Genomic DNA, 21,635 nt, shown 5'->3' with positions numbered 1-21,635 from the left:
GTTTGGGAGCATTGCATGAAAGGGAGACTATGATACAGCAGATTGGTTCTCATATTTATTCTAATACATATCATCCCGGTCCGGCGAAGGACGACAGCGTTATTTTGTCTTATTTTAATCGAGATATTCTTTTGCGGGAACAAGGAGATGCTTTTTCGTATCCTTTATTTTCTCAATTATCGCCGGAAATGAAAAAGCAAGAACATCTCATCTGGCTTTTTACGATTGATGACATTGCGTATTTTTTAACACGTGAAACCATAATGATGGCTGGATATACATATGTTCCTGTTAATTATTTACGTGCCGCTCATCCTCGGTATTTATCTTTTGCCGGAGTTACGGGATTATCTTTGCACAACTGGTATCAAAATCATATTTTCTGCGGCGGCTGCGGTAAACCGATGCAGTATAGTGAAGCAGAACGAATGGTATATTGTGATACTTGTCATACTACGTCCTACCCCACGATTTGCCCTGCTGTTATTGTGGGTGTGCGCAACGGTGACAAGCTTCTGGTATCAAAATATGCCGGCCGTGATTATAAACGATTTGCTTTATTGGCGGGGTTTGCTGAAATTGGTGAAACAATTGAAGAGACCGTACATCGTGAGGTTATGGAAGAAGTTGGTATTAAGGTTCAAAATCTGACGTTTTATAAAAGTCAGCCATGGTCTTTTACGGATACGCTTTTATTTGGTTTTTTTTGTGATGTTGCCGGCAGTGATGAACTTCATATTGATTATCAAGAGCTGTCTACTGCACAATGGCTGGATCGTAACGATTTGCCTGATGATGAGGAAAAAGTTAGTCTTACTATGGAAATGATGATGTTATTTAAAGAAGGAAAAGCGTAAATTAGTAAATTTGTGTTTTGAAAATGTATTTGACAATATAAGTGAAACTTGTTATGATAGGCTACAATGAAAGGCAATGAATGGAAGAATCTGTTTTTTTTCTCCATCTGCAGAGAGAGGCTCGATGGGTGCAAGGGCCTTGTAGGAGTGAACAGAGGGTCACCCATGAGCCGGCGGAGGGAAAGATCTGCCCGGGACAACCGTTATCTGTATGATGAAGAGGCTATGATTTTTATTGTAGCAAATTAGGTGGTACCGCGGAAGCTATGATGTTCTTTCGTCCTAACTGTTAGTTTAGGATGAGGGAACATTTTTTATTTAGTTGCGATATGTCAGTCAATTGCTAGTTCTTTAGCGGCTAAGTTTAAATACACCAGTGAAACTTTGTAATAGTAAAAAAACAATAAATAGTTGTTGTGGGATTGAGGAGGAGAAACGAATATGCAATGGAATAAGGAAGAACTGGGTTCTTATGCACCCAATGAGATTGAAATGAAATGGTATGGGTATTGGGAAAATAATGGTTTTTTTCACCAAGAGCCGGAGGCAGGTAAACCACCGTTCAGTATTGTCATGCCGCCGCCTAATGTAACAGGACAGCTTCATATGGGACATGCATTAGATAATACGCTCCAAGATATACTTATCCGCTTTAAGCGTATGGAAGGATTTAATGTGATGTGGCTGCCTGGTACGGATCATGCTGGAATTGCAACCCAAGTCAAAGTAGAACAGCAATTAGCTGAAGAAGGAAAAACACGGTATGATATTGGCCGTGAAGAATTTTTAAAACGGGTTTGGCAGTGGAAAGAACAATATGGGAACCGTATTGAAAAACAAGTGCGTCGATTGGGGTCTTCCTGTGACTGGAGCCGTAAAAGGTTCACAATGGATGATACGTGTGCTAAGGCGGTTCGGGAAGTTTTTGTGTCTCTTTATGAAAAGGGATTGATTTATCAAGGACAGCGTATTACAAATTGGTGTCCGCATTGCCATACGGCTTTAAGTGATATTGAAGTAGATCATTCGGATGTCCAGGGACATTTGTGGTATGTAAAATATCCCATTGCTGGAGAAACGGATTATGTCATGATTGCAACGACTCGGCCTGAAACCATTATGGGGGATACGGCGGTTGCTGTAAATCCGAATGATCCGCGTTTCAAAAAGTATATAGGAAAAAAAGTTATTGTTCCGCTGGTAAATCGTGAAGTAGATATTATTGCCGACGATTATGTTGATCTTGAATTTGGGACTGGCGCTGTTAAAATCACACCGGCACATGATCCGAATGATTTTGATATGGGGCAGCGCCATCATTTGGAATCTATTATGATTATGAATTTAGATGGAACCATGAATGAACAGGCAGGAGCTAAATACAATGGTATGACTCGTGAAGAATGCCGGAATGTAGTAGTAGCTGATTTACAGTCTTTAGGATTACTTGATCATATCGAAGATTTAACACACGCAGTAGGACATTGTTCTCGATGCAAGACGACAATCGAACCGTTTTCCACTAAACAATGGTTTGTTAAAATGGGACCGCTTACAGAAGCGGCTCTTAAAGCGGTGAAAGATGGCAAAACAGAATTTGTGCCAGATCGCTTTGCTAAGACCTACAACCATTGGTTGGAAGATGTTCATGACTGGTGTGTTTCCCGGCAGCTTTGGTGGGGACATCAAATTCCGGCATGGTACTGTGATGATTGTGGAAAAACATCGGTCAGCCGTACGGATATTACAGTATGTCCGCATTGCCATAGTATGCATATTCATCAAGATCCAGATGTGTTGGATACTTGGTTCAGTTCAGCGCTGTGGCCTTTTTCAACTATGGGTTGGCCAAATCAGACAGCCGATTTAAAACAGTTTTTCCCGACAAGTGTACTGGTGACAGGATATGATATCATTTTCTTCTGGGTTGCACGCATGATGTTTATGACATGTGAATTTATGAAGGATATTCCGTTTAAACATGTGTTTATACATGGTCTTGTCCGTGACAGTCAAGGTCGTAAGATGAGCAAGTCTTTGGGCAACGGTATTGATCCATTAGGTGTTTGTGAGGAATATGGGGCCGATGCGCTGCGGTTTACTCTTGTTACGGGGAACACTCCGGGCAACGATATGCGTTTTTATATGGAAAAAGTAGAAGCAAACCGTAACTTTGCCAATAAAATTTGGAATGCAACAAAATTTGTTATTATGAATTTAGAAGATTATGATGCAGACTTTACTCCCTCAATAGCAGACTTGACATTGGCTGATCGCTGGATACTTACTTTTTTCAATGATACTGTTCGGCGCGTAACGACTAATTTAGATACATTTGAATTGGGTGATGCGGCCGATGCCGTATATAATTTTATTTGGAATTCTTATTGTGATTGGTATATTGAATTAGCGAAGCAGCGCTTGTATAAATCAGACGATAAGCGGAGCAAGCGCACCGTACGGTATGTTTTGGTCTATGTTCTTGCACATACGCTGGAATTACTTCATCCCTTCATGCCATTTGTGACAGAACACTTATGGCAGCATATACCCCACGAAGGAGATAGCATCATTGTAGCTCCGTGGCCGCATGTGCAGGAAAAATGGAATTTTGCTTCTGATGCAGCGACAATGAACACCCTTATGGAAGCCATTAAAGGTATTCGCAATATGCGCGCCGAATCCAATGTTCCCATGGGTAAAAAAGCACCGGTCATTATGATTCCTGCAGATAAAGCGATGGCCGTTACATTGAGAGAATATGAGTCGTATTTTCATACATTGGCGTTTGCCGATAAGGTAACTTTGCTTGATCCGATGGATGCTAAGCCGGAAAATGCAGTTGTCTCTGTCGTTCCGGGTATTGAAGTATATCTTCAGCTGAAGGATCTTATTGATGTTGAAAAAGAAACAGCACGTGTTCGCAAGGAACAAGGTAAGATAGCAGAGGATATTGAACGGCTGGAAAAGAAATTATCTAATCAAGGCTTTTTATCTAAAGCTCCTGCTGCAGTTATTGAAAAGGAAAAAGCTAAGCTGGCTGACTATTCTGAAAAAGCAACAGCGTTGGCTAAGCGCATGGAAGACTTAGATGCGTTGTAAGATAGAGGTATATCACTATGACATACAATGAAGCAGTATACTATTTAGAGCATGCCAGTGTATTTGGGGTACAACTAGGTCTGGAACGTATCCGTAAATTGCTGGAACGGTTGGGAAATCCTCAGAATGCTTATAAAACGATCCATGTAACGGGAACAAATGGGAAAGGTTCCGTTACGGCAATGATTGCCAGTGTTTTAACAGAAGCGGGGATTCGTACGGGGCGGTATACTTCTCCACATTTGGAAGAATATACGGAACGTATACATCTTGATGATAATGATATCAGCAGAGAAGCCTTTACCGAAGCGGTAGGAAAAGTATCACACGTTGTGGAATGTATGGCGGCCGAAGGGTTAGAGCGGCCAACAGAATTTGAAATGATTACAGCTGCTGCTTTTTGGTATTTTGCTAAAGAAAAAGTAGAATATGCTGTTATTGAAGTGGGTCTTGGTGGTCTTCTCGATTCTACAAACGTGATTGTCCCAGTTGTTTCTGTCATTACCAATGTGTCTATGGATCACATGAAATATTGCGGGAATACGATTGAAGAAATTGCTGTACAGAAAGCCGGGATAATTAAAGAAGGAGTACCTGTTGTAACAACTGCGCAGCAACCGGCATTATCGATTATTGCAAAAACGGCATACGAAAAACATAGCCGGTTATATGCTGCTGGCTATAGTTTTGACATTGTGAATGAAGGCAGTAAAGGAAAAAAATGGGGAGAACAAGTCGTTACGGTTCAGGAAAAATTCGGATATTCTATTACTGCCTCTCTTCCTCTTATGGGGCAGCATCAACGGATGAATAGTGCAGCCTCTATTATGGCATTGCTTCTTATCGCGCGCCATGATAAGCGCCTGACATGCACTGCTTTGCAGCGAGGCATAGCCAATGTTCGATGGCCCGGGCGTTTTCAAATTCTTAAAGCGGGCGAAGTCGATGTTGTTATTGATGGAGCACATAACCCTGCTGGTATTGATACTTTCTGCAAAACCTATGAAGAAGTTTTTGCAAATCGCAAAAGAGTATTTTTATTTTCTGTTTTAGCAGATAAAGATTATACGCAGATGGTACAAAAATTATTTTATCAGGATGATTATGTTATTTGTGCTCCGGCTCCCACGCCGCGAACCGCCGATCCAAAAGAAATAGCAGCTATTCTTCCTTGTAGGGCAGATTGGACGGAATCCATTGAAGATGGATTGAATGAAGTGTTTTCTTCTGTAAAGGATAATCAAGTAGTGTGCATTATTGGATCATTATATATCCAGGGGAGAGTTCGCCGATATCTGCGTACTCGATACGGTCTTTGTCAGATATAAAAACACATGGACAATTTAATCATTTTTACGCTATAATAAAGCCAAAGGAGGATTGCTATGAATCCTAAGACTTTTATAGCGGGCAGTCCCAGCGAAGCATTGCGGATGCGCATCGTATATGCTCTTTTCGGGACTGCTTTTTTTTTACCGCTTAACATTTTTGCATTGGAAGCCTGTTTTATTACGGCTGTCTTCATGTCGGCTTATTATACGTGGAAATATGACATGCATATTTGGCGGCATATGCCATTATTTTGGCCGGCAGCAGCTTTTTCTGTAACCGCTTTTATATCGTTGGCAGGTTCCCCAAAAGCCTTATACGGTGTTGCTTTTTATTTTTTTACAGTGGTACAATACTTTTTAATATATAATATGATTGTTTCTTTTATTCGAGGAGAAAGAGAACGTCGTATTTTATTATATTGCTTTTTGGCAGGAGCGGTATGTGTTGCTGTCTATGGATTATATCAATACGCTACTATGCTGGGGCTTCATAATGCAGAATGGGTGGATGCGGACGCATTTCCTTTGTTGCAGCGGCGTATGTATTCAACCTTATATAACCCCAATCTTTTATCGGCATATCTGCTCATGGTTATGGGAATTACCGCATCTTTGTCGCTGTGGACACGGCACAATGTACATCGTATTATATATGGCGTTCTGTTCGTTTTATTTACGCTTTGTCTTATCTTGACTTACTCCCGCGGCGGCTGGGTCAGTGTATTTGCTTTGGTCTTTTTCTTTGGACTGGTATGGGACAAAAGAATTTGGCTGCTGTTTCTGATTGTTCCTGTGGTGTTGGCTTTTTATCATGGTGAAGTGGTTAATCGTCTTTTGTCGGTTTTTTCTAATAGTGAAGATACTTCGGTTATTATGCGTCTTGATATGTGGGAAAGTACTTTTTACATGATTTGTGATCATCCTATTTTAGGCGTTGGCTGGGGGGCATATAAATACGTATATCCATTGTACAATGAATTGATTCAAGAAGCAGGAATCACTATTTATCATGCCCATAACATGTATTTTAATATTATGGCGGAAACGGGTATTGTTGGATTTTTCTTTTATATGTGGTTCTTTTTTGGGACGGCTTGGTATGGATTGCGTGTCTTAAAAGAAAATCGTGACACCTTTGATTGCTGTATTGCTATGGGAGCAGCATCCGTTATTGCAGCGCTTGCCGTTAGCGGAATCAGTGATTATGATTTGTTTAGTACTCAAATATCACTAACTTTATGGTTTTTATGTGGATTATTTTCCAATACTTATATAGAAATGCAAAAAAAAATGAAAAAAAGTTTGATAAATAATTCACAATGATATATAATAATAATAATTGTGAATGGTTGAACAATATAATATTATTTTGACATTGTCTACAGGATAGAGATGGAAAGGAGTTTTCCATGAAACAGAAGAAAGTGATATCTGATGCAGTTATAGAAAGACTACCCCTATATTATCGGGATTTATTATTACTGCAGGATGCTGGAATTGACATTATATCTTCAGAAAAATTAGGAGAACGCCTTGGTATTACACCGGAACAAATTCGCAAAGATTTAACCTGTTTTGGAGCTTTTGGTAAAAAGGGTGTAGGATATTATGTTGGTGAATTATGCCAGCAGATTGTTGAAATTATTGGCTTACAGCAGCATTGGAAAGTAGGTATTGCAGGAATTGGGCATTTAGGATGGGCGTTAGCCAATTATAAAACATTTGGCCGTTTGGGATTCCGTACGACCGGCTTGTTTGATGTGGATCATCGTATTATTGGACAGAATGTGGGGGGAGTCATTGTTACTCCTATTTCTGAGATGGATAACGTAATTCGTAAAGAGGGTATTCAGATTGGAATTATTACTACGCCGGCTTCTGTTGCACAGCAAGTTGCTGACCAAATGGTAAATGCAGGCATTAAGGGTATATTATCGTTTGCTCCGCTGCGGCTTAATGTGCCAGATCATATTTTTGTATTTCGTGAAGACCTATCCATTGGGTTGAGCCGTATTTCATACTATTTAACAAATAAACCGGAAGAATAATAATACTTTTTCTGTTTTTATTAATAAAAATGAGGATAAGACATCTATAAGTGGATGTCCTGCCCTCATTTATTTTTTTTCAGATGTAAATTTTCTCGGTAGGCTGCCGTTGCTTCCGCAGGGGTAATAAATCCTTGATCGGACATTAATGCTAGTACGGTTTTTTGCCGTTCTTTTGCCGCTTTGTAATTTTCCAGCGGATTATAATACGTGGGAGCTTGTAATAACCCGGCTAACATGGTCGATTGTCCTAAGGATAAATTGTCTGGTTTGATATCAAAATATCGCAGACAGGCGTCATGAATGCCATATGAGTTAGAGCCAAAATAAGCGGTATTTAAATATAATTCCAAAATTTCGTCCTTTGTATAATTCCTTTCAAGGAGAATTGATAAAATCAATTCTTGAGATTTTCGAGTCAAGGTCCGTTCTGGTGTCAGAAAATTATTTTTTACAACTTGCTGGCTGATCGTGCTGCCGCCTTCTACGGTTTCACCAGAAGTAAAATTGACCAGCATAGCTCGAATAATGCCAATTGGATCAATGGGGCCATGCTCGTAAAAACGGCGATCTTCCGTTGCAATGACCGCCTGTTGCAGTGATTTTGGTATTACGGAAAGAGAGGTGTATATAGGAATCTTTTTAATTTTATCATCTAAAGCGGTACGAAAATGTATGTAAGAATACAGGTTTTCCTGCAGGGTAGTTATAGGTTCCGGTAAAGTACTTTTTTGTACATGGGAAGAGACGACAGGAATGTGTGTATTGATTTTCGGTGTGTCATATAGTATATTCCATCCGGCACAGGCGAAGAAAGCAATTAAAAATATAAAAATATATTTCTTTTTCATAAAACCTCCTATTATGAGTTATTGTATCATATTTCGCTGTGCATGAAAACAGAGGCTTTCCAGCTGTAATATATAACGTAGGAATAAAAATTGTTTTATACAAAATACTTGCATAATATTGCATCAACGTGTATACTAAATTACAAATATAAAATTAATTGTGAGCATGTTGAGGAGGAATTAGCAATGAGTGATATTAAAAAGATAGTCTTAGCTTATTCTGGTGGATTAGATACATCTGTCATTATTCCCTGGTTAAAGGAAAACTATAAAGGTTGTGAAGTAATCGCTGTTTGCGCTGATTTAGGACAGCCGGATGATTTTAAGGCTATTGAAGAAAAGGCATATAAATCCGGGGCTTCTAACGTATATGTGATGGATGTCAAGAAGGAGTTTTTGGAAGAATATGTTTGGCCTGTTGTAAAGGCAGGTTGTGTATATGAGGGGAAATACCTTTTGGGGACCTCTTTTGCGCGTCCTCTTATTTCTAAAAAATTAGTTGAAATAGCCAAAAAGGAAAATGCAGACGCTATTGCTCATGGTGCGACGGGAAAAGGAAATGACCAGGTCCGCTTTGAGTTAACGGTAAAGGCACTGGCACCGGAAATTAAACTGATTGCGCCGTGGCGTATGTGGTCTATTAAATCACGTGAAGATGCTTTGGAATTTGCGGCAGCACATAATGTTCCGATTGCCCATCAAACGGAGGGCGAACCGTATCCGTACAGCATGGATTGGAATATTTGGCATTTAAGTCATGAAGGGGCTGATTTGGAAAATCCGGCGAATGCGCCGAAAGATATGGTATATATGGTGACGACACCGCCAGAAAAAGCACCGGATACGCCGACTAACATTGAGCTTACATTTGAACAGGGAATTCCCGTTGCTCTGAATGGTAAAAAAATGGAAACTGTTGAACTTATGGAAGCGCTGAATGCAATGGGGGCTGAAAATGGGATCGGTATCGTAGATCTTGTTGAAAATCGTTTGGTTGGTATGAAAAGCCGCGGTATTTATGAAAATCCAGGCGGAGCCATTATTATGTACGCTCATAGAGAATTGGAATACCTCTGTCTTGATAGAGCGACGATGCATTATAAAGAACTTGTTGCCAATAAGTATGCCGAACTTGTATATGATGGCATGTGGTTCTCTCCTTTACGTGAAGCATTGGCAGCTTTTGTTGATGAAACACAGAAAACAGTTACAGGTACAGTCGGTTTGAAATTGTATAAAGGAAATATTATAAGTGCCGGTTCTCAATCGCCGTATTCTTTATATAGTGAAGAATTTGTAACATTTGGTGAGGATGAGGTATATAATCAGAAAGATGCGGAAGGTTTTATCAATCTTTTTGGTTTACCGCTCAAAATGCGTGCCATGATGAAACAGCACGTGGAAAAAGCAGAAAAATAAGGAGCGAACACAATGAAATTATGGGGTGGTCGTTTTACAAAAGCTACTGATAGAAACGTAGAAGAATTTAATTCTTCGATTCAATTTGATTGCCGCATGTACGCAGAAGATATCTGCGGCAGTATTGCTCATGCAACAATGCTTGCAAAACAGGGTATTATATCTGATTTGGATAAAAAGCGAATTGTTGCTGGCTTGAAAAATATATATGAACAGATAGAAAAAGGCGAATTTGAGTTTTCTATTGAATTAGAAGATATTCATATGAATGTAGAAAAGCGTTTAACAGATGCTATCGGCGAAGCTGGTGGAAGACTTCATACTGGACGCAGCCGTAATGATCAGGTAGCGTTAGATACGCATATGTATGTTCGTAGAGAAATTGCTTCGGTGGCTGCACTTCTTGCAAATCTGCAAGGAGCCATTGTCAAAGCGGCAGAAAAATATAGTGATACGATTATGCCAGGGTATACGCATATGCAGCGTGCACAGCCAGTTCTTTTTAGTCACCACTTGATGGCCTATTTCTCTATGTTTTCCCGTGATTTTAAACACCTTTCTTATGTTTGGGATATAACGGATATCATGCCATTGGGAGCGGGCGCTTTAGCGGGGACAACGTATCCTCTTGATCAGCCTTATGTAGCAGAGTTGCTTAGTTTCTCAACATTATATGATAATAGCATGGATGCTGTAAGCGACAGGGATTACATTATATCTTTTCTTGAATTTGCGGCTAATTTAATGATGCACCTAAGCCGGTTATCAGAGGAATTTATTCTTTGGTCTTCCTCAGAATTTAAATTTATTGAATTGGATGATGCCCATTGTACGGGTTCCTCTATTATGCCACAGAAAAAAAATCCTGATATTTGTGAACTTGTTCGCGGAAAAACAGGGCGTGTTTATGGACATTTAATGGGAATTCTTACAATGATGAAAGGAATTCCCATGGCCTATGATAAAGATATGCAGGAGGATAAGGAAGGGTTGTTCGATGTTATCGATACGCTGAAATTTGCTCTTACGATTTATACAGCGATGATTGATTGTATGAAAGTGAATGACCGGCATATGCGGGAGGTCTTGGAAAGTGATTTTTCCAATGCAACGGATATGGCGGACTATCTGGCTAAAAAAGGATTGCCCTTCAGAGAAGCGCACGCTGTCGTCGGTAAAGCTGTACAGTACTGTTTACAGCAGGGAAAAGTACTGCAGCAATTGACGTTGCCGGAATTGCAGAGTATGTCTGATTTGTTTGCTGAAGACATACACCACTACCTTGATATTGAAACTTGTGTATCGCAGCGGCAAACATATAACGGGACAGCCCCGTCGTCTGTTGCGAGACAATGTGCTGCAGGATATGAAGTAATCAATAATGAAAAGAAGCATATCGGGCAGTGGAATGTGATTGTTGCTTCTGTATATGAGTTGGTTAAATAATTAACCGAAATGGAGTTAAATAACACTACTGTATTTTTGGCAGTAGTGTTATTTGTGTTATTGTGTAGGGAAGACCTATACTGCGGCAATAGAAATTCATATAGAAATAAAACTAAGAATAACGTGTATTTTAAATATAAAAAGTAATAAATAGATAATTTCGCTTTGCGAATAGCATATTTTTCTGAATAATGATTATTCTGCGTAGTTAACAGGTGATTTGAAGTTATATTTGTCAATTACTGCAGTAATAATGTATAATAAAATCATATAGATAAAAGTTAATTTATAAATATGAAAGAAAGGAGTGGCGTAATTAATGTTAAATGTGGCTCAAACTACGTTAGCTGATTCAATTTCTTACAATGGAATTGGCTTGCATGCTGCAAATGAAGTCCACATGGTACTGCGCCCAGCGCCGGCTGATACAGGAATTATTTTTGTCCGTACAGATTTACCGGGACATCCCTCGGTACCGGCACGGTTATCCAATGTAACCAATACAATGAGGGCAACAACACTTGAAAACGGGGAAGCGAAGGTTTTTACTGTTGAACATTTGTTGTCCGCTTTGCAGGGATTGCAGATAGATAATTGTATCGTGGAAATGAATTCGGTGGAACCCCCGGTTGCCGATGGCAGTAGTCTGACTTTTGTTCATTTAATAGAACAGGTTGGTACAGTATCATTAGATGCGCCTCGTTGCGTTCTTACTGTTAAAAAACAGCATATTGTTCAAGATCAGGATAAGTTCATAGCTATCATCCCCTATGATGGATTTCGTATTACCTTTACCTCTATTAATCCTCACCCTTTATTAGGTGTCCAATTTATGGATACCGAAATTGCGGATAAGCAGCAATATATACAAGATGTTGCTCCGGCTCGAACGATTGCTTTTACACAAGAGTTTGAAATGTTAAAAAAATTAGGGTTAGGCAAAGGCGGAACTATTGAAAATGTTGTTGTTTATGATGAGCATACCTGCTTATCGACATTGCGTTTTTATGACGAATTAGTTCGTCATAAAGTGTTGGATATCGTAGGAGATATGGCGTTGATTGGAAAACCAATCAAAGGGCATATTATTGCTGTTAAATCCAGCCATAAATTAAATAATCGCTTAGCTAATGAGATTTTTAAAGAAGTTGATTAGGGAGGAATTATTATGATTTTGAATGTAACCGATATTATGAAAATTTTGCCGCATCGCTATCCGATGCTGCTTGTGGATCGTATTATCGAATTAGAACCGATGAAATATGCTGTAGGTATTAAAAATGCAACATTTAATGAATTGTTTTTTCAAGGACATTTTCCAGGACAGCCGGTCATGCCAGGCGTGTTGCTAGCTGAAGCGATGGCGCAAGTAGGCGGAGTCGCGCTGCTTTATCCAGAAGAAAATCGTGGACTTGTTCCATTTTTTACAGGTATCGATAAACTGCGGTTTCGTCATCCTGTTCGTCCGGGAGATACCGTTGTTATGCGTGCCGATATTGAAAAAATTAAGGGACGTATGGGGAAAGTCAAGGCACAATCACACGTAGGTGACACACTATGTGCAGAAGGAGAATATATGTTTGCACTCATGCCCTCGCAAGATGCAAAACAGAAATAAGTTATAATATTAAGTAATTAGTATAAAAGATAAGAAAAATAACGAAAAAATAAGATATATTAATATAACACTGCTAAAACATTTGTTTTTAGCAGTTATATTCTGCCCTTATGAAAAAGAGTATATTTAGAGTATATTATATAATAAGTTAAAAAATTTTTAAGCTCCCTTCAGATTGGAAAATCTTGAAAGGATAGCGAGGAGTGACTTTAATGACCGAGGAAAAAGGAGACATGCAGAAAAGCATGATACATCCAACGGCTATTATAGATCCACATGCGAAAATTGGGCCAGGTGTTAAAATAGGGCCTTACGCCGTTATCGGCCCTAATGTGGAGATTGGAGAAGGAACGGAAGTTATGGCACATGTTGTCATTGACGGATGGACTACAATAGGAAAATATTGTCGATTCTTCCCCAGTGCGTCTATTGGTTCTGAACCACAGGATTTGAAATTTAATGGCGAAAAAAGCTATGTAACGATTGGTGATTATTCTGTTTTTCGTGAATTTGTAACGGTAAGCAGGGCAACAGGTGAAGAAGATGTGACAAGTATTGGATCCCATTGCTTGTTTCAAGCTTGTACGCATATTGCCCATAATTGTGATGTCGGTAATTATGTTATTATGAGTAATTGCGCGGGGCTTGCCGGACATGTAACGATTGAAGATCGTGTTGTAATCGGCGGGATTGCCGGAGTACATCAATTTGTCAAAGTAGGACGCAACAGCATGATCGGCGGACTGGCAAAGGTCGTGCAGGATATTCCGCCTTTTGTTATTGCTGATGGACAACCGGCACGTTGTATAGGGTTGAATAGTGTTGGGTTATCTAGAGCAGGAATACCGGAAAATATTCGCAGTGAACTGAAAAAAGCATTTCGTATTTTATATCGCTCTGGTTTAAATTTGGGACAAGCAATTGCTGAAATGGAACAGGAATTAGACAGCTCAGAAGAAGTGGAACATTTTCTTCGCTTTCTCCGCAATGCAGAACGAGGTATTTGTCGCGGCACAAAAGAGTGATGAATTATAGAAAGGGCAGGTGAGCAGTGTCTTGCCAGCCTTTTTTTGTTTGTCGGAACTTTTGTAGAAAAAGCCTTTCCTTTTGCTGACAGAGTATATATTTTTTTGATATAATAAATAAGATACATTACTAGACTTCACAAGGGTGGTATATATGGAAAAAGTAGGATTGCTTGCTGGTGTTGGCAATTTGCCTGTAGAATTTGTGCGTGCTGCTAAACAGACAGGACATGAAGTGATTGTTATTGCTGTCGTGGATGAACCGGCACCGGAATTAGCATTGGAAGCAGACGTGTACTATACTATTAATGTGGCTAAATTGGATAAAGTAATCCGTACTATGAAAAAAGAAGGGGTTACCCATATTACCATGATTGGCAAGGTAACTAAGGAAATTCTTTTTAAAGGCCTTACATTCCCTGACTTGCGGGCAATTAAGCTGCTGGCACGATTGCGTAATCGTAAAGATGATACGATTATGCTGGCTATTGTAGAAGAACTGGCAAAGGATGGCTTGGAGGTAGTTGATCAAACTACTTATCTAAAACCGCTGATGCCTTCTGTAGGAGTATTGACGCAGCGAAAACCTACAGAAAAAGAAAATGATGATATTCGTTTTGGCTTTGCAGCAGCAAAGGCGATTGGCGGGCTGGATATTGGCCAAACTGTCGTTGTAAAGAATAAAGCAGTCATGGCCGTTGAGGCGATTGAAGGGACTGATTCTTGTATTCGCAGGGGCGGGACTCTGGGAAGAGGAAATGCCGTTGTTGTCAAGGTAGCAAAACCAAATCAAGATGTTCGTTTTGATGTTCCGGCCATTGGTATGGATACCTTGCAGAACATGATGAAAAGCAATTGTACAGTACTGGCTATTGAAGCTGGCCATACGCTTTTTGTGGAGCAGCAGGCGGTTATATCTTTAGCAGATAAGAACCGTATTTGTATTTGTGCCGTAGATGAAACGTATTGATAAGGAGCTTTTATGAAAATCATGTTTTCTGCCGGAGAAGCTTCCGGTGATATGCATGGCGCAAATTTGGCCAAAGCTATGATAAAAATTGATCCTGAAGTAGAATTGATTGGCATGGGTGGCTCTCAGATGGCTGCTGCAGGCGTACGGATTTTATATGATATAAAAAATCTGGGATTTATAGGCATAGGGGAAATTCTAAAGAAAATCCCGTTCTTTTTTCGGCTTCGCGATTTTTTGTTTCAAAAAATGCTGGAAGAAAAACCGGATTTACTGGTGTGTATTGACTACCCCGGGTTTAATATGCGCCTTATAAAGAAGGCAAAAGCAGCGGGTATTCCTGTCGTTTATTATATTTTGCCGACGATTTGGGCCTGGCATAAGAGCCGGGGAAAGGTAATAGCACAGTATGCTGATTTGGCCGTGTCTATGTTTCCTTTTGAAGAAGCATTGTATCGCAAGATAGGAACAAACGTTATTTATGCCGGACATCCGCTGATGGATGTAGTTCATGCTGATATGACAAAAGAGAAAGCGTATCGTTATTTTGGCCTGGATCCGGAAAAACAAACGATTTTGTTTATGCCGGGAAGTCGGCTGCAGGAGGTTAAAGGATTGCTGCCTGATATGCTTAGCGCTGCAAAAATTATCAGACAATATGCCAGAAATGTTCAATTTATCATACCGCGTGCTTCGACAATTGACTGCAGTCTGCTCGAACAAGCGACGCAAGCCGCAGGTGTTTCTGCTGTTATTGCCGATGATCATATATATGATATGATGAATATCAGTACGGTAGCGGTGGCGGCATCGGGAACGGCAACTTTGGAGACGGCACTGATGGGATTGCCGACGATATTGATTTACCGAGTATCTTCCTTGACGTATACATTGTCTAAATTTCTGGTTCATATCAAACATATTGGATTACCCAATATCATTTCCGGAAGGGAAATAATGCCGGAATTATGGCAAGACGAAGTTACTCCGCTTCATATAGCGGAACAACTGCTGCAAGTGTTGCAGGATAAAAAGCGGGAACAACAAATGCGCAGCGATATGCTATCCGTGCGTAGTGCTATGGGACAACCCGGTGCGGTTGAGCGTATCGCCGGAACCATTATAAATTTTGCTAAGGAGAAAGGCCGTTTATGAGAGAATATAGTAGCTATGAAAGCTACAAAAGATTATTGATCTTTATTAAACCATATGTATCACGTTTGATTATATCTGTAGTGTGCATGGCTTTTTCCGGCCTGAGCAATGTTATTGTACCGTGGCTGATTAAGGATGTTATTGATAAAGTATTAGCCAATAAAGATGTTTATACATTGAACCTTATTGTTATAGGGATTTTGGTTCTTTTTGTCTTGCGAGGCGTTTTCTTTTTTGGACAAAGCTATCTTATGAGCTATGTGGGACAAAAAATTGTTATTGATATTCGGGAAAAACTATATCGTCATTTGCAGAGACTATCTTTATCGTATTATGATCGTAATAAGACGGGCATCATTATGAGCAACTTAACGAATGATGTTACAGCACTGCAAACTGCAATTGCAGGAAACCTGGTTTCCTTTGTTCAAGAAGTTGTTATATTGGTAGGGTCATTGGTCTCTATGGTGTATTTAAATTGGCGCTTGACTTTATTGACACTTATTATTGTGCCGTTAGTGCTTTTGACCATTCACTTCTTTGGAGCACGGCTGCGTCAAGCAGGGCATGAGGTACAAGGAAAGATTGCTGATATTACCGCCTTGCTTCAGGAAGCTATTTCTGGAATTCGAATTATTCGCTCTTTTAATCGCGAGGAATATGAAATAAAAAAATTTATTACACAAAACGACTACAATTTTCAGGCTGTCATGAAGACGACAAAACTTACAAGTATGTTGACTCCATTTGTGGAATTTTTTGCGGCTGTGGCTGTGACCGGAATTATTTGGTATGGCGGTATAAGTGTTATTAACGGGGATATGACGGCAGGGGCTCTTATTGCTTTCTTGATTTATGCCATTAATTTGGCTAATCCGGTGCGCCGAATCAGTGATATTTATGGCAATGTTCAAAAATCCCTTGGTGCTGCAGATCGTGTATTTGAAACACTTGATACGAAACCCGATGTAGAAGAAAGCATAAATGCCGTTGAACTGCCACAGGTACAAGGACATGTTGAATTTGACAATGTATATTTCTCTTATGACAGTGAGCATGCAGCATTGCAAAATTTTAATTTGACTATAAATCCTGGACAAGTTGTAGCACTTGTAGGTCCTAGCGGAGCCGGGAAATCTACAGTTGCTAATCTTTTGCCTCGTTTTTATGATGTGGAACGAGGGAGTTTGACTATTGACGGCATTGATATTCGTAATGTTACGTTTTCGTCGTTACGCCGCCAAATTGGACTTGTTCCTCAGGAAACGATGCTTTTTAATGCGTCTGTTATGGAAAATATTTTGTATGGCCGTTTAGATGCGACAGAAGAAGAAGTCATATTAGCAGCTAAGGCGGCAAATGCGGATGAATTTATCCGGCAATTACCGGATGGATATAACACAGTAGTCGGAGACCGGGGGAATTCTTTATCCGGAGGACAGCGGCAGCGCATTGCTATTGCCCGAGCCATTTTGAAAAATCCGCGTATTCTTATTTTGGATGAAGCAACATCTGCGCTGGATACAGAAAGTGAAAAGATTGTACAGGCAGCTCTGGATCGTCTCATGAAAGGACGTACCGCAGTGGTTATTGCACATCGGCTTAGTACGGTTCGCAATGCCGACAAGATCGTTGTGATTGATAAAGGAAGAATCGCCGAAGTGGGAACGCATGAACAACTTCTTGCAAAAAAAGGATTATATGCAAACTTATATGCAGTACAATTTAATGGAGAATTGAAAGGCTAAACTATGAGAATTAATCCTATATATTGGTTATATAATATTTTGCTGGTCATGTATTGGGCAACACTATTTCCCATACTGGTATACCGCCTTATCAAAGAGGAAGGATTTTATCAGCGCATTAAGCAAAGTATTGGATATCTGCCGGATGATTTAAAAGAAAAAATATCTAACCGCCATGCTATCTGGCTTCATGCTGCTTCTGTAGGAGAAATTGTAGCAGCTAGTCCCATTATAAGAGAGATGCGTAAAAAATATCCAGATGAGGTACTTATTGTTTCTGTAGTAACTGCGACAGGATTTCGTATGGCACATCAAATTATTGAAGGTGCAGACGGAATTTTGTTTTTTCCTCTGGATTTACCGTATTTTACGAACCGCATTTTAAATATAGTAAAACCTAAAATTATTTTATTGGTAGAAACAGAAATATGGCCAAATTTTTTACGTATTGCTGAAAGAAAGCATATTCCTGTGATGATGATGAATGGCCGTATCAGCCAGCGCAGTGCCATTCGCTATCGGATGATTAGTTTTTTTACGAAACGGGTGTTGTCTTCCATTCGCGTTTTTTGTATGCAGAGTCACATTGATGCAGGGTATATTATCAGCATTGGGGCAGACCCTACCAAGGTTATCATCACGGGAAATACAAAATATGATCAGACATATGGCATTGTGACAGAAACAGAAAAAAAAGAATTCCTTCATGAACTAGGCTTTGAAGATGGAACATACCCGATTATTATTGCCGGCAGTACGCATAAAGGAGAAAATGGTACAGTATATAATGCGTTTGGTGAAATTAAAAAACGGTTTCCTCGTGCCCGGTTAATTATCGCACCCCGGTATATTTATCAAGCAGATTTAATTTGCGAAGAAGGAGCCACGCATCAGATTAGTATGGTGAAGCGCAGCGATATGCAGGCTAAAAAAACTATACCTGCACAGTATGATGGAGTTATTCTTGATACGATTGGTGAATTGGGCCGTGTATATAGCGTCGGCGACTTGATCTTTGTCGGCGGCAGTTTAGCAAAAATAGGCGGTCATAATATTTTGGAACCGGCGGCTCATGGCAAACCAATAATAGTAGGACCCTACATGTTTAATTTTGAAGAAATTTTTGAATTGCTTAGTAAGCGTGGGGCTTGTGTCATGGTCAAAAGTGAAAAAGAATTTATCGAAACCTGCATGGATATATTAACAGATACGTCCCGGGCAGAAAAAATGAAACGCAGCTGTATCGAAGTTGTAATGGAAAATCAAGGAGCTACGGAAAAAAATCTGACGGAATTGCAAAAGCTATTGGACGAAATACAGATGCGGAGATGAAGAGTTATGTCGTTTCGCAGTAAAACTGCGGCATATTTTTCCTTTTTGATGCAAAATGTCCCGCACACAAGAAGAGATCGTGCGGTCCTTGCCGTATTAGAGGGAATATCTAAGTTATATGGAAAAGGTGTTGAAATTAAATATAAAGCATTTGCCGGCGGAAAGCGAAAACAGGAAAAGTTGCCTGCTGTTGTCATTGGATTAGGTAATATTACTATTGGTGGAACGGGAAAAACTCCGACAGCTTGCATGTTGGCCCGTATTATTCAGGGACAAGGATACCGAGTAGCACTGCTGAATCGTGGGTATCGTTCTCGGGCAGAACATCAGACGGCTATTATGTCTGATGGTACACAACTGCTATTGTCGGCGGCCGAAGGCGGAGATGAAGCCTGTCTCATGGCTCGCAGTTTGCCGGGAGTTCCGGTTCTTGTGGGAAGAGAACGTACGACCTCTGGCCGCATGGCCATTGAACGGTATGGTGCTGAAGTCCTTATATTAGATGATGCCTTTCAACATTGGCCGCTGATTCGCGATCTGGATATTGTCTTGATTGATGCGACCAATCCTTTCGGCAACGGATATTTGCTGCCGCGGGGAATTCTGCGGGAACCATTAGAGCATTTAAACCGGGCTGGGCTGTTTATAATTACTAAAACGGATCAACGAGATTCCGATACAATTGAGGATATTTATCAAACACTGCGCCGTTATAATACTCAGGCGCCTATTATTGAGGCAGTTCATCAAGCCCGCTGGTGTGTCCCCTTTCTGAGCTGGAGTTGTGCTAACCGGGAGGATTACAAGAATTATGTGCATGGCAAGGGACGCAAAGGAATTGCTGTATCGGCATTAGGCAATCCGGCTTCTTTTGAACGTACGGTAAAAGAATTTGGGTATGAATTGGTCGATACCCTTCGATTTGATGACCATCATCAATATACTGCTGCAGATATTGAACGTATGACGGTAAAAGCCAAGAGCTTGGGAGCTATCCTGATTACTACCGAAAAAGATGCAGTAAAAATACCGGAGCACTTCTTGAACCAGTATAAATCTCCCTTATATGTACTGGGAATAGAAATTGAAATTACAAAAGGACAAGATTTGTTATATACAATTTTACATAATGTATTGGGAGGATAAAAAATGAAATTTGTATGTATTATTCCGTCGCGGTATGCTTCTACACGACTTCCCGGAAAACCATTGGCAGATATAGCTGGAAAACCTATGATTCAGCGCGTGTATGAACAAGCGGCTCAAGCACAGAAATTGAGCGCTGTTGTTGTCGCTACGGATAATCCTAAAGTATATGACACGGTTGTTACATTCGGCGGCAAAGCGGTTATGACTCGTGAAAATCATATTAATGGGACGGATCGCTTAGCAGAAGCGGTTGAGCAGTTTGAAGATGTGGATGTTGTTGTTAATGTACAGGGGGATGAACCTTTAATTAGTTCGGATGTGATTGATGCGTTGTGCCATGTCTTTGAAGAAAATCCTAGTCTTGATATGGCGACGGTCGCGACTCCCCTTTTAGAATCAGAATATAATGAACCCAGTGCGGTGAAAGTTGTTATGAACCGCAAGGGAGAAGCCATGTATTTTTCACGCTCCTTGATACCGTATCCGCGAAATCCATTTTACGGTACTGTTAAACCATATAAACATATTGGTATATATGCGTACCGGCGTGATTTTCTTTTACAATATGCTAAGATGGAATCGACGCCTATGGAAACCGTGGAATCTTTGGAACAATTGCGTGTTTTGGAAAATGGTTATACAATCAAGGTAATTGTAACAAATCATCAATTTATCGGAATCGATACGCCGGAGGACTTAGCACGCATTCGGGAATATTTTGCAAAGGAGCATATGAAATGAAAAATGTAGTTATTGGAAATAAAAGTGTTGGCGGGGACGGAAAACTTTTTGTTATGGCAGGTCCGTGTGTGATAGAAAATCCAGACCGTTGTCTGCTTATCGGCAGGGAAATGAAAAGAATTTGTAATAAACTGGGACTTACGTATATTTTTAAAGCTTCCTTTGACAAGGCAAACCGTTCTTCTTATCATTCCTTTCGCGGTCCGGGATTAAAAGAAGGAATGCGTATTTTGGGAGATATTAAAAAAGAACTTCAAATTCCGGTGGTGAGTGATATTCATTCTATTGAACAGATCAAGCCGGCAGCAGAAGTATTGGATGTACTGCAGATTCCCGCATTTTTATGCCGTCAAACGGATTTAATATATGCAGCAGCCCAGACTGGCAAAGCTGTAAACGTAAAAAAAGGTCAGTTTATGGCACCTGGCGATATGAAAAATGTTGTAGGAAAAATAGAAGAAGCTGGCAATACTAATATTATTTTAACAGAACGAGGATTTTCTCTGGGGTATAATAATCTTGTCGTAGATATGCGAAGTTTTCCCATTATGCGCAGGTATGGGTACCCCGTTGTATTTGATGCTACGCATAGTGTACAATTACCAGGCGGCAGCGGGACAAAATCCTCAGGACAGCGGCAATTTATTGGAAATCTGGCCAGAGCAGCAGCCGGCAGCGGCATAGATGGGGTATTTATGGAAGTGCATGATAATCCCAAGGAAGCATTATGCGATGGACCTAATATGTTATATTTGACACAAGTGGAAGCAGTGCTTCAGGATATGATTGCTATCAATGAAATAGCAAAACAGAGTGTAGAAACAGACAAAGAATAACGCAGAG

Annotated in this window: 18 protein-coding genes; 17 read left to right on the top strand and 1 reads right to left on the bottom strand. The window is 40.1% G+C overall.

All coding sequences use genetic code 11. The annotated features are described in order from the left end of the window. Positions 1-29: 29 nt before the first annotated feature. From nudC to NXG62_RS07040, 5 genes are all read left to right on the top strand, one after another. Positions 30-857 (top strand): NAD(+) diphosphatase, encoded by an 828-nt coding sequence (gene nudC, locus NXG62_RS07060; protein ID WP_322351578.1) that lies wholly within the window; start codon positions 30-32, stop codon positions 855-857. A 441-nt stretch (positions 858-1,298) separates the two neighbouring features. Then, on the top strand, positions 1,299-3,959 hold the full coding sequence (locus NXG62_RS07055) for a valine--tRNA ligase (protein WP_427111771.1): 2,661 nt from the start codon (positions 1,299-1,301) through the stop codon (positions 3,957-3,959). Between the two features lie 17 nt (positions 3,960-3,976). Next, positions 3,977-5,287, top strand: a complete 1,311-nt coding sequence (locus tag NXG62_RS07050) for a bifunctional folylpolyglutamate synthase/dihydrofolate synthase (RefSeq protein WP_427111770.1) — start codon at positions 3,977-3,979, stop codon at positions 5,285-5,287. A 57-nt stretch (positions 5,288-5,344) separates the two neighbouring features. Continuing rightward, positions 5,345-6,613, top strand: coding sequence for an O-antigen ligase family protein (locus tag NXG62_RS07045; protein ID WP_427111769.1), 1,269 nt, complete (start codon positions 5,345-5,347; stop codon positions 6,611-6,613). 86 nt (positions 6,614-6,699) lie between these two features. After that, a complete protein-coding gene (locus tag NXG62_RS07040) occupies positions 6,700-7,338 on the top strand; it encodes a redox-sensing transcriptional repressor Rex (RefSeq protein WP_427111768.1) in 639 nt (212 codons plus the stop codon). A gap of 65 nt (positions 7,339-7,403) precedes the next feature. Here the strand turns inward: NXG62_RS07040 and NXG62_RS07035 are convergent, their stop codons facing one another. Next, entirely contained in the window at positions 7,404-8,189 is a 786-nt protein-coding gene (locus tag NXG62_RS07035) for a transglycosylase domain-containing protein (RefSeq protein ID WP_427111767.1), read from the bottom strand. Positions 8,190-8,375: 186 nt separating this feature from the next. Here NXG62_RS07035 and NXG62_RS07030 point away from each other — a divergent pair, with 186 nt between their 5' ends. The 12 genes from NXG62_RS07030 (at position 8,376) to kdsA (ending at position 21,628) form a co-directional block, all read left to right on the top strand. Beyond that, on the top strand, positions 8,376-9,608 hold the full coding sequence (locus tag NXG62_RS07030; protein ID WP_427111766.1) for an argininosuccinate synthase: 1,233 nt from the start codon (positions 8,376-8,378) through the stop codon (positions 9,606-9,608). 12 nt (positions 9,609-9,620) lie between these two features. Next, the gene (argH, locus tag NXG62_RS07025) at positions 9,621-11,054 is read left to right on the top strand and encodes an argininosuccinate lyase (RefSeq protein WP_427111765.1); all 1,434 of its coding nucleotides are present in this window, start codon (positions 9,621-9,623) and stop codon (positions 11,052-11,054) included. 319 nt (positions 11,055-11,373) lie between these two features. Further along, positions 11,374-12,210: a UDP-3-O-acyl-N-acetylglucosamine deacetylase gene (lpxC, locus tag NXG62_RS07020; protein WP_427111764.1), complete on the top strand. Its 837-nt coding sequence runs from the start codon at positions 11,374-11,376 to the stop codon at positions 12,208-12,210. 12 nt (positions 12,211-12,222) lie between these two features. Next, the gene (gene fabZ, locus NXG62_RS07015) at positions 12,223-12,672 is read left to right on the top strand and encodes a 3-hydroxyacyl-ACP dehydratase FabZ (RefSeq protein ID WP_427111763.1); all 450 of its coding nucleotides are present in this window, start codon (positions 12,223-12,225) and stop codon (positions 12,670-12,672) included. 212 nt (positions 12,673-12,884) lie between these two features. Continuing rightward, a complete protein-coding gene (gene lpxA, locus NXG62_RS07010) occupies positions 12,885-13,697 on the top strand; it encodes an acyl-ACP--UDP-N-acetylglucosamine O-acyltransferase (protein WP_427111762.1) in 813 nt (270 codons plus the stop codon). A 154-nt stretch (positions 13,698-13,851) separates the two neighbouring features. Next, positions 13,852-14,667 carry an LpxI family protein gene (locus NXG62_RS07005; protein ID WP_427111761.1) on the top strand — a complete coding sequence of 272 codons (816 nt, stop codon included), beginning with the start codon at positions 13,852-13,854 and terminating at the stop codon, positions 14,665-14,667. A 12-nt stretch (positions 14,668-14,679) separates the two neighbouring features. After that, on the top strand, positions 14,680-15,822 hold the full coding sequence (gene lpxB, locus NXG62_RS07000; RefSeq protein ID WP_427111760.1) for a lipid-A-disaccharide synthase: 1,143 nt from the start codon (positions 14,680-14,682) through the stop codon (positions 15,820-15,822). Beyond that, positions 15,819-17,570 (top strand): ABC transporter ATP-binding protein, encoded by a 1,752-nt coding sequence (locus NXG62_RS06995; RefSeq protein ID WP_427111759.1) that lies wholly within the window; start codon positions 15,819-15,821, stop codon positions 17,568-17,570. Before lpxB ends, NXG62_RS06995 begins: the two co-directional genes overlap by 4 nt. A gap of 3 nt (positions 17,571-17,573) precedes the next feature. Next, on the top strand, positions 17,574-18,902 hold the full coding sequence (locus NXG62_RS06990) for a 3-deoxy-D-manno-octulosonic acid transferase (protein WP_427111758.1): 1,329 nt from the start codon (positions 17,574-17,576) through the stop codon (positions 18,900-18,902). A 6-nt stretch (positions 18,903-18,908) separates the two neighbouring features. Next, on the top strand, positions 18,909-20,048 hold the full coding sequence (lpxK, locus tag NXG62_RS06985; RefSeq protein WP_427114216.1) for a tetraacyldisaccharide 4'-kinase: 1,140 nt from the start codon (positions 18,909-18,911) through the stop codon (positions 20,046-20,048). A gap of 3 nt (positions 20,049-20,051) precedes the next feature. After that, a complete protein-coding gene (gene kdsB / locus NXG62_RS06980) occupies positions 20,052-20,792 on the top strand; it encodes a 3-deoxy-manno-octulosonate cytidylyltransferase (RefSeq protein ID WP_427114215.1) in 741 nt (246 codons plus the stop codon). Then, positions 20,789-21,628 carry a 3-deoxy-8-phosphooctulonate synthase gene (gene kdsA, locus NXG62_RS06975; RefSeq protein WP_427114214.1) on the top strand — a complete coding sequence of 280 codons (840 nt, stop codon included), beginning with the start codon at positions 20,789-20,791 and terminating at the stop codon, positions 21,626-21,628. Before kdsB ends, kdsA begins: the two co-directional genes overlap by 4 nt. Positions 21,629-21,635 lie beyond the last annotated feature (7 nt).

It is taken from the genome of Megasphaera sueciensis, assembly GCF_050219315.1.
Lineage (GTDB): Bacteria > Bacillota > Negativicutes > Veillonellales > Megasphaeraceae > Megasphaera_A > Megasphaera_A sueciensis.
The sequence above is the reverse complement of the archived record's forward strand: the minus strand, read 5'-3'. Positions and strand labels throughout refer to the sequence as shown.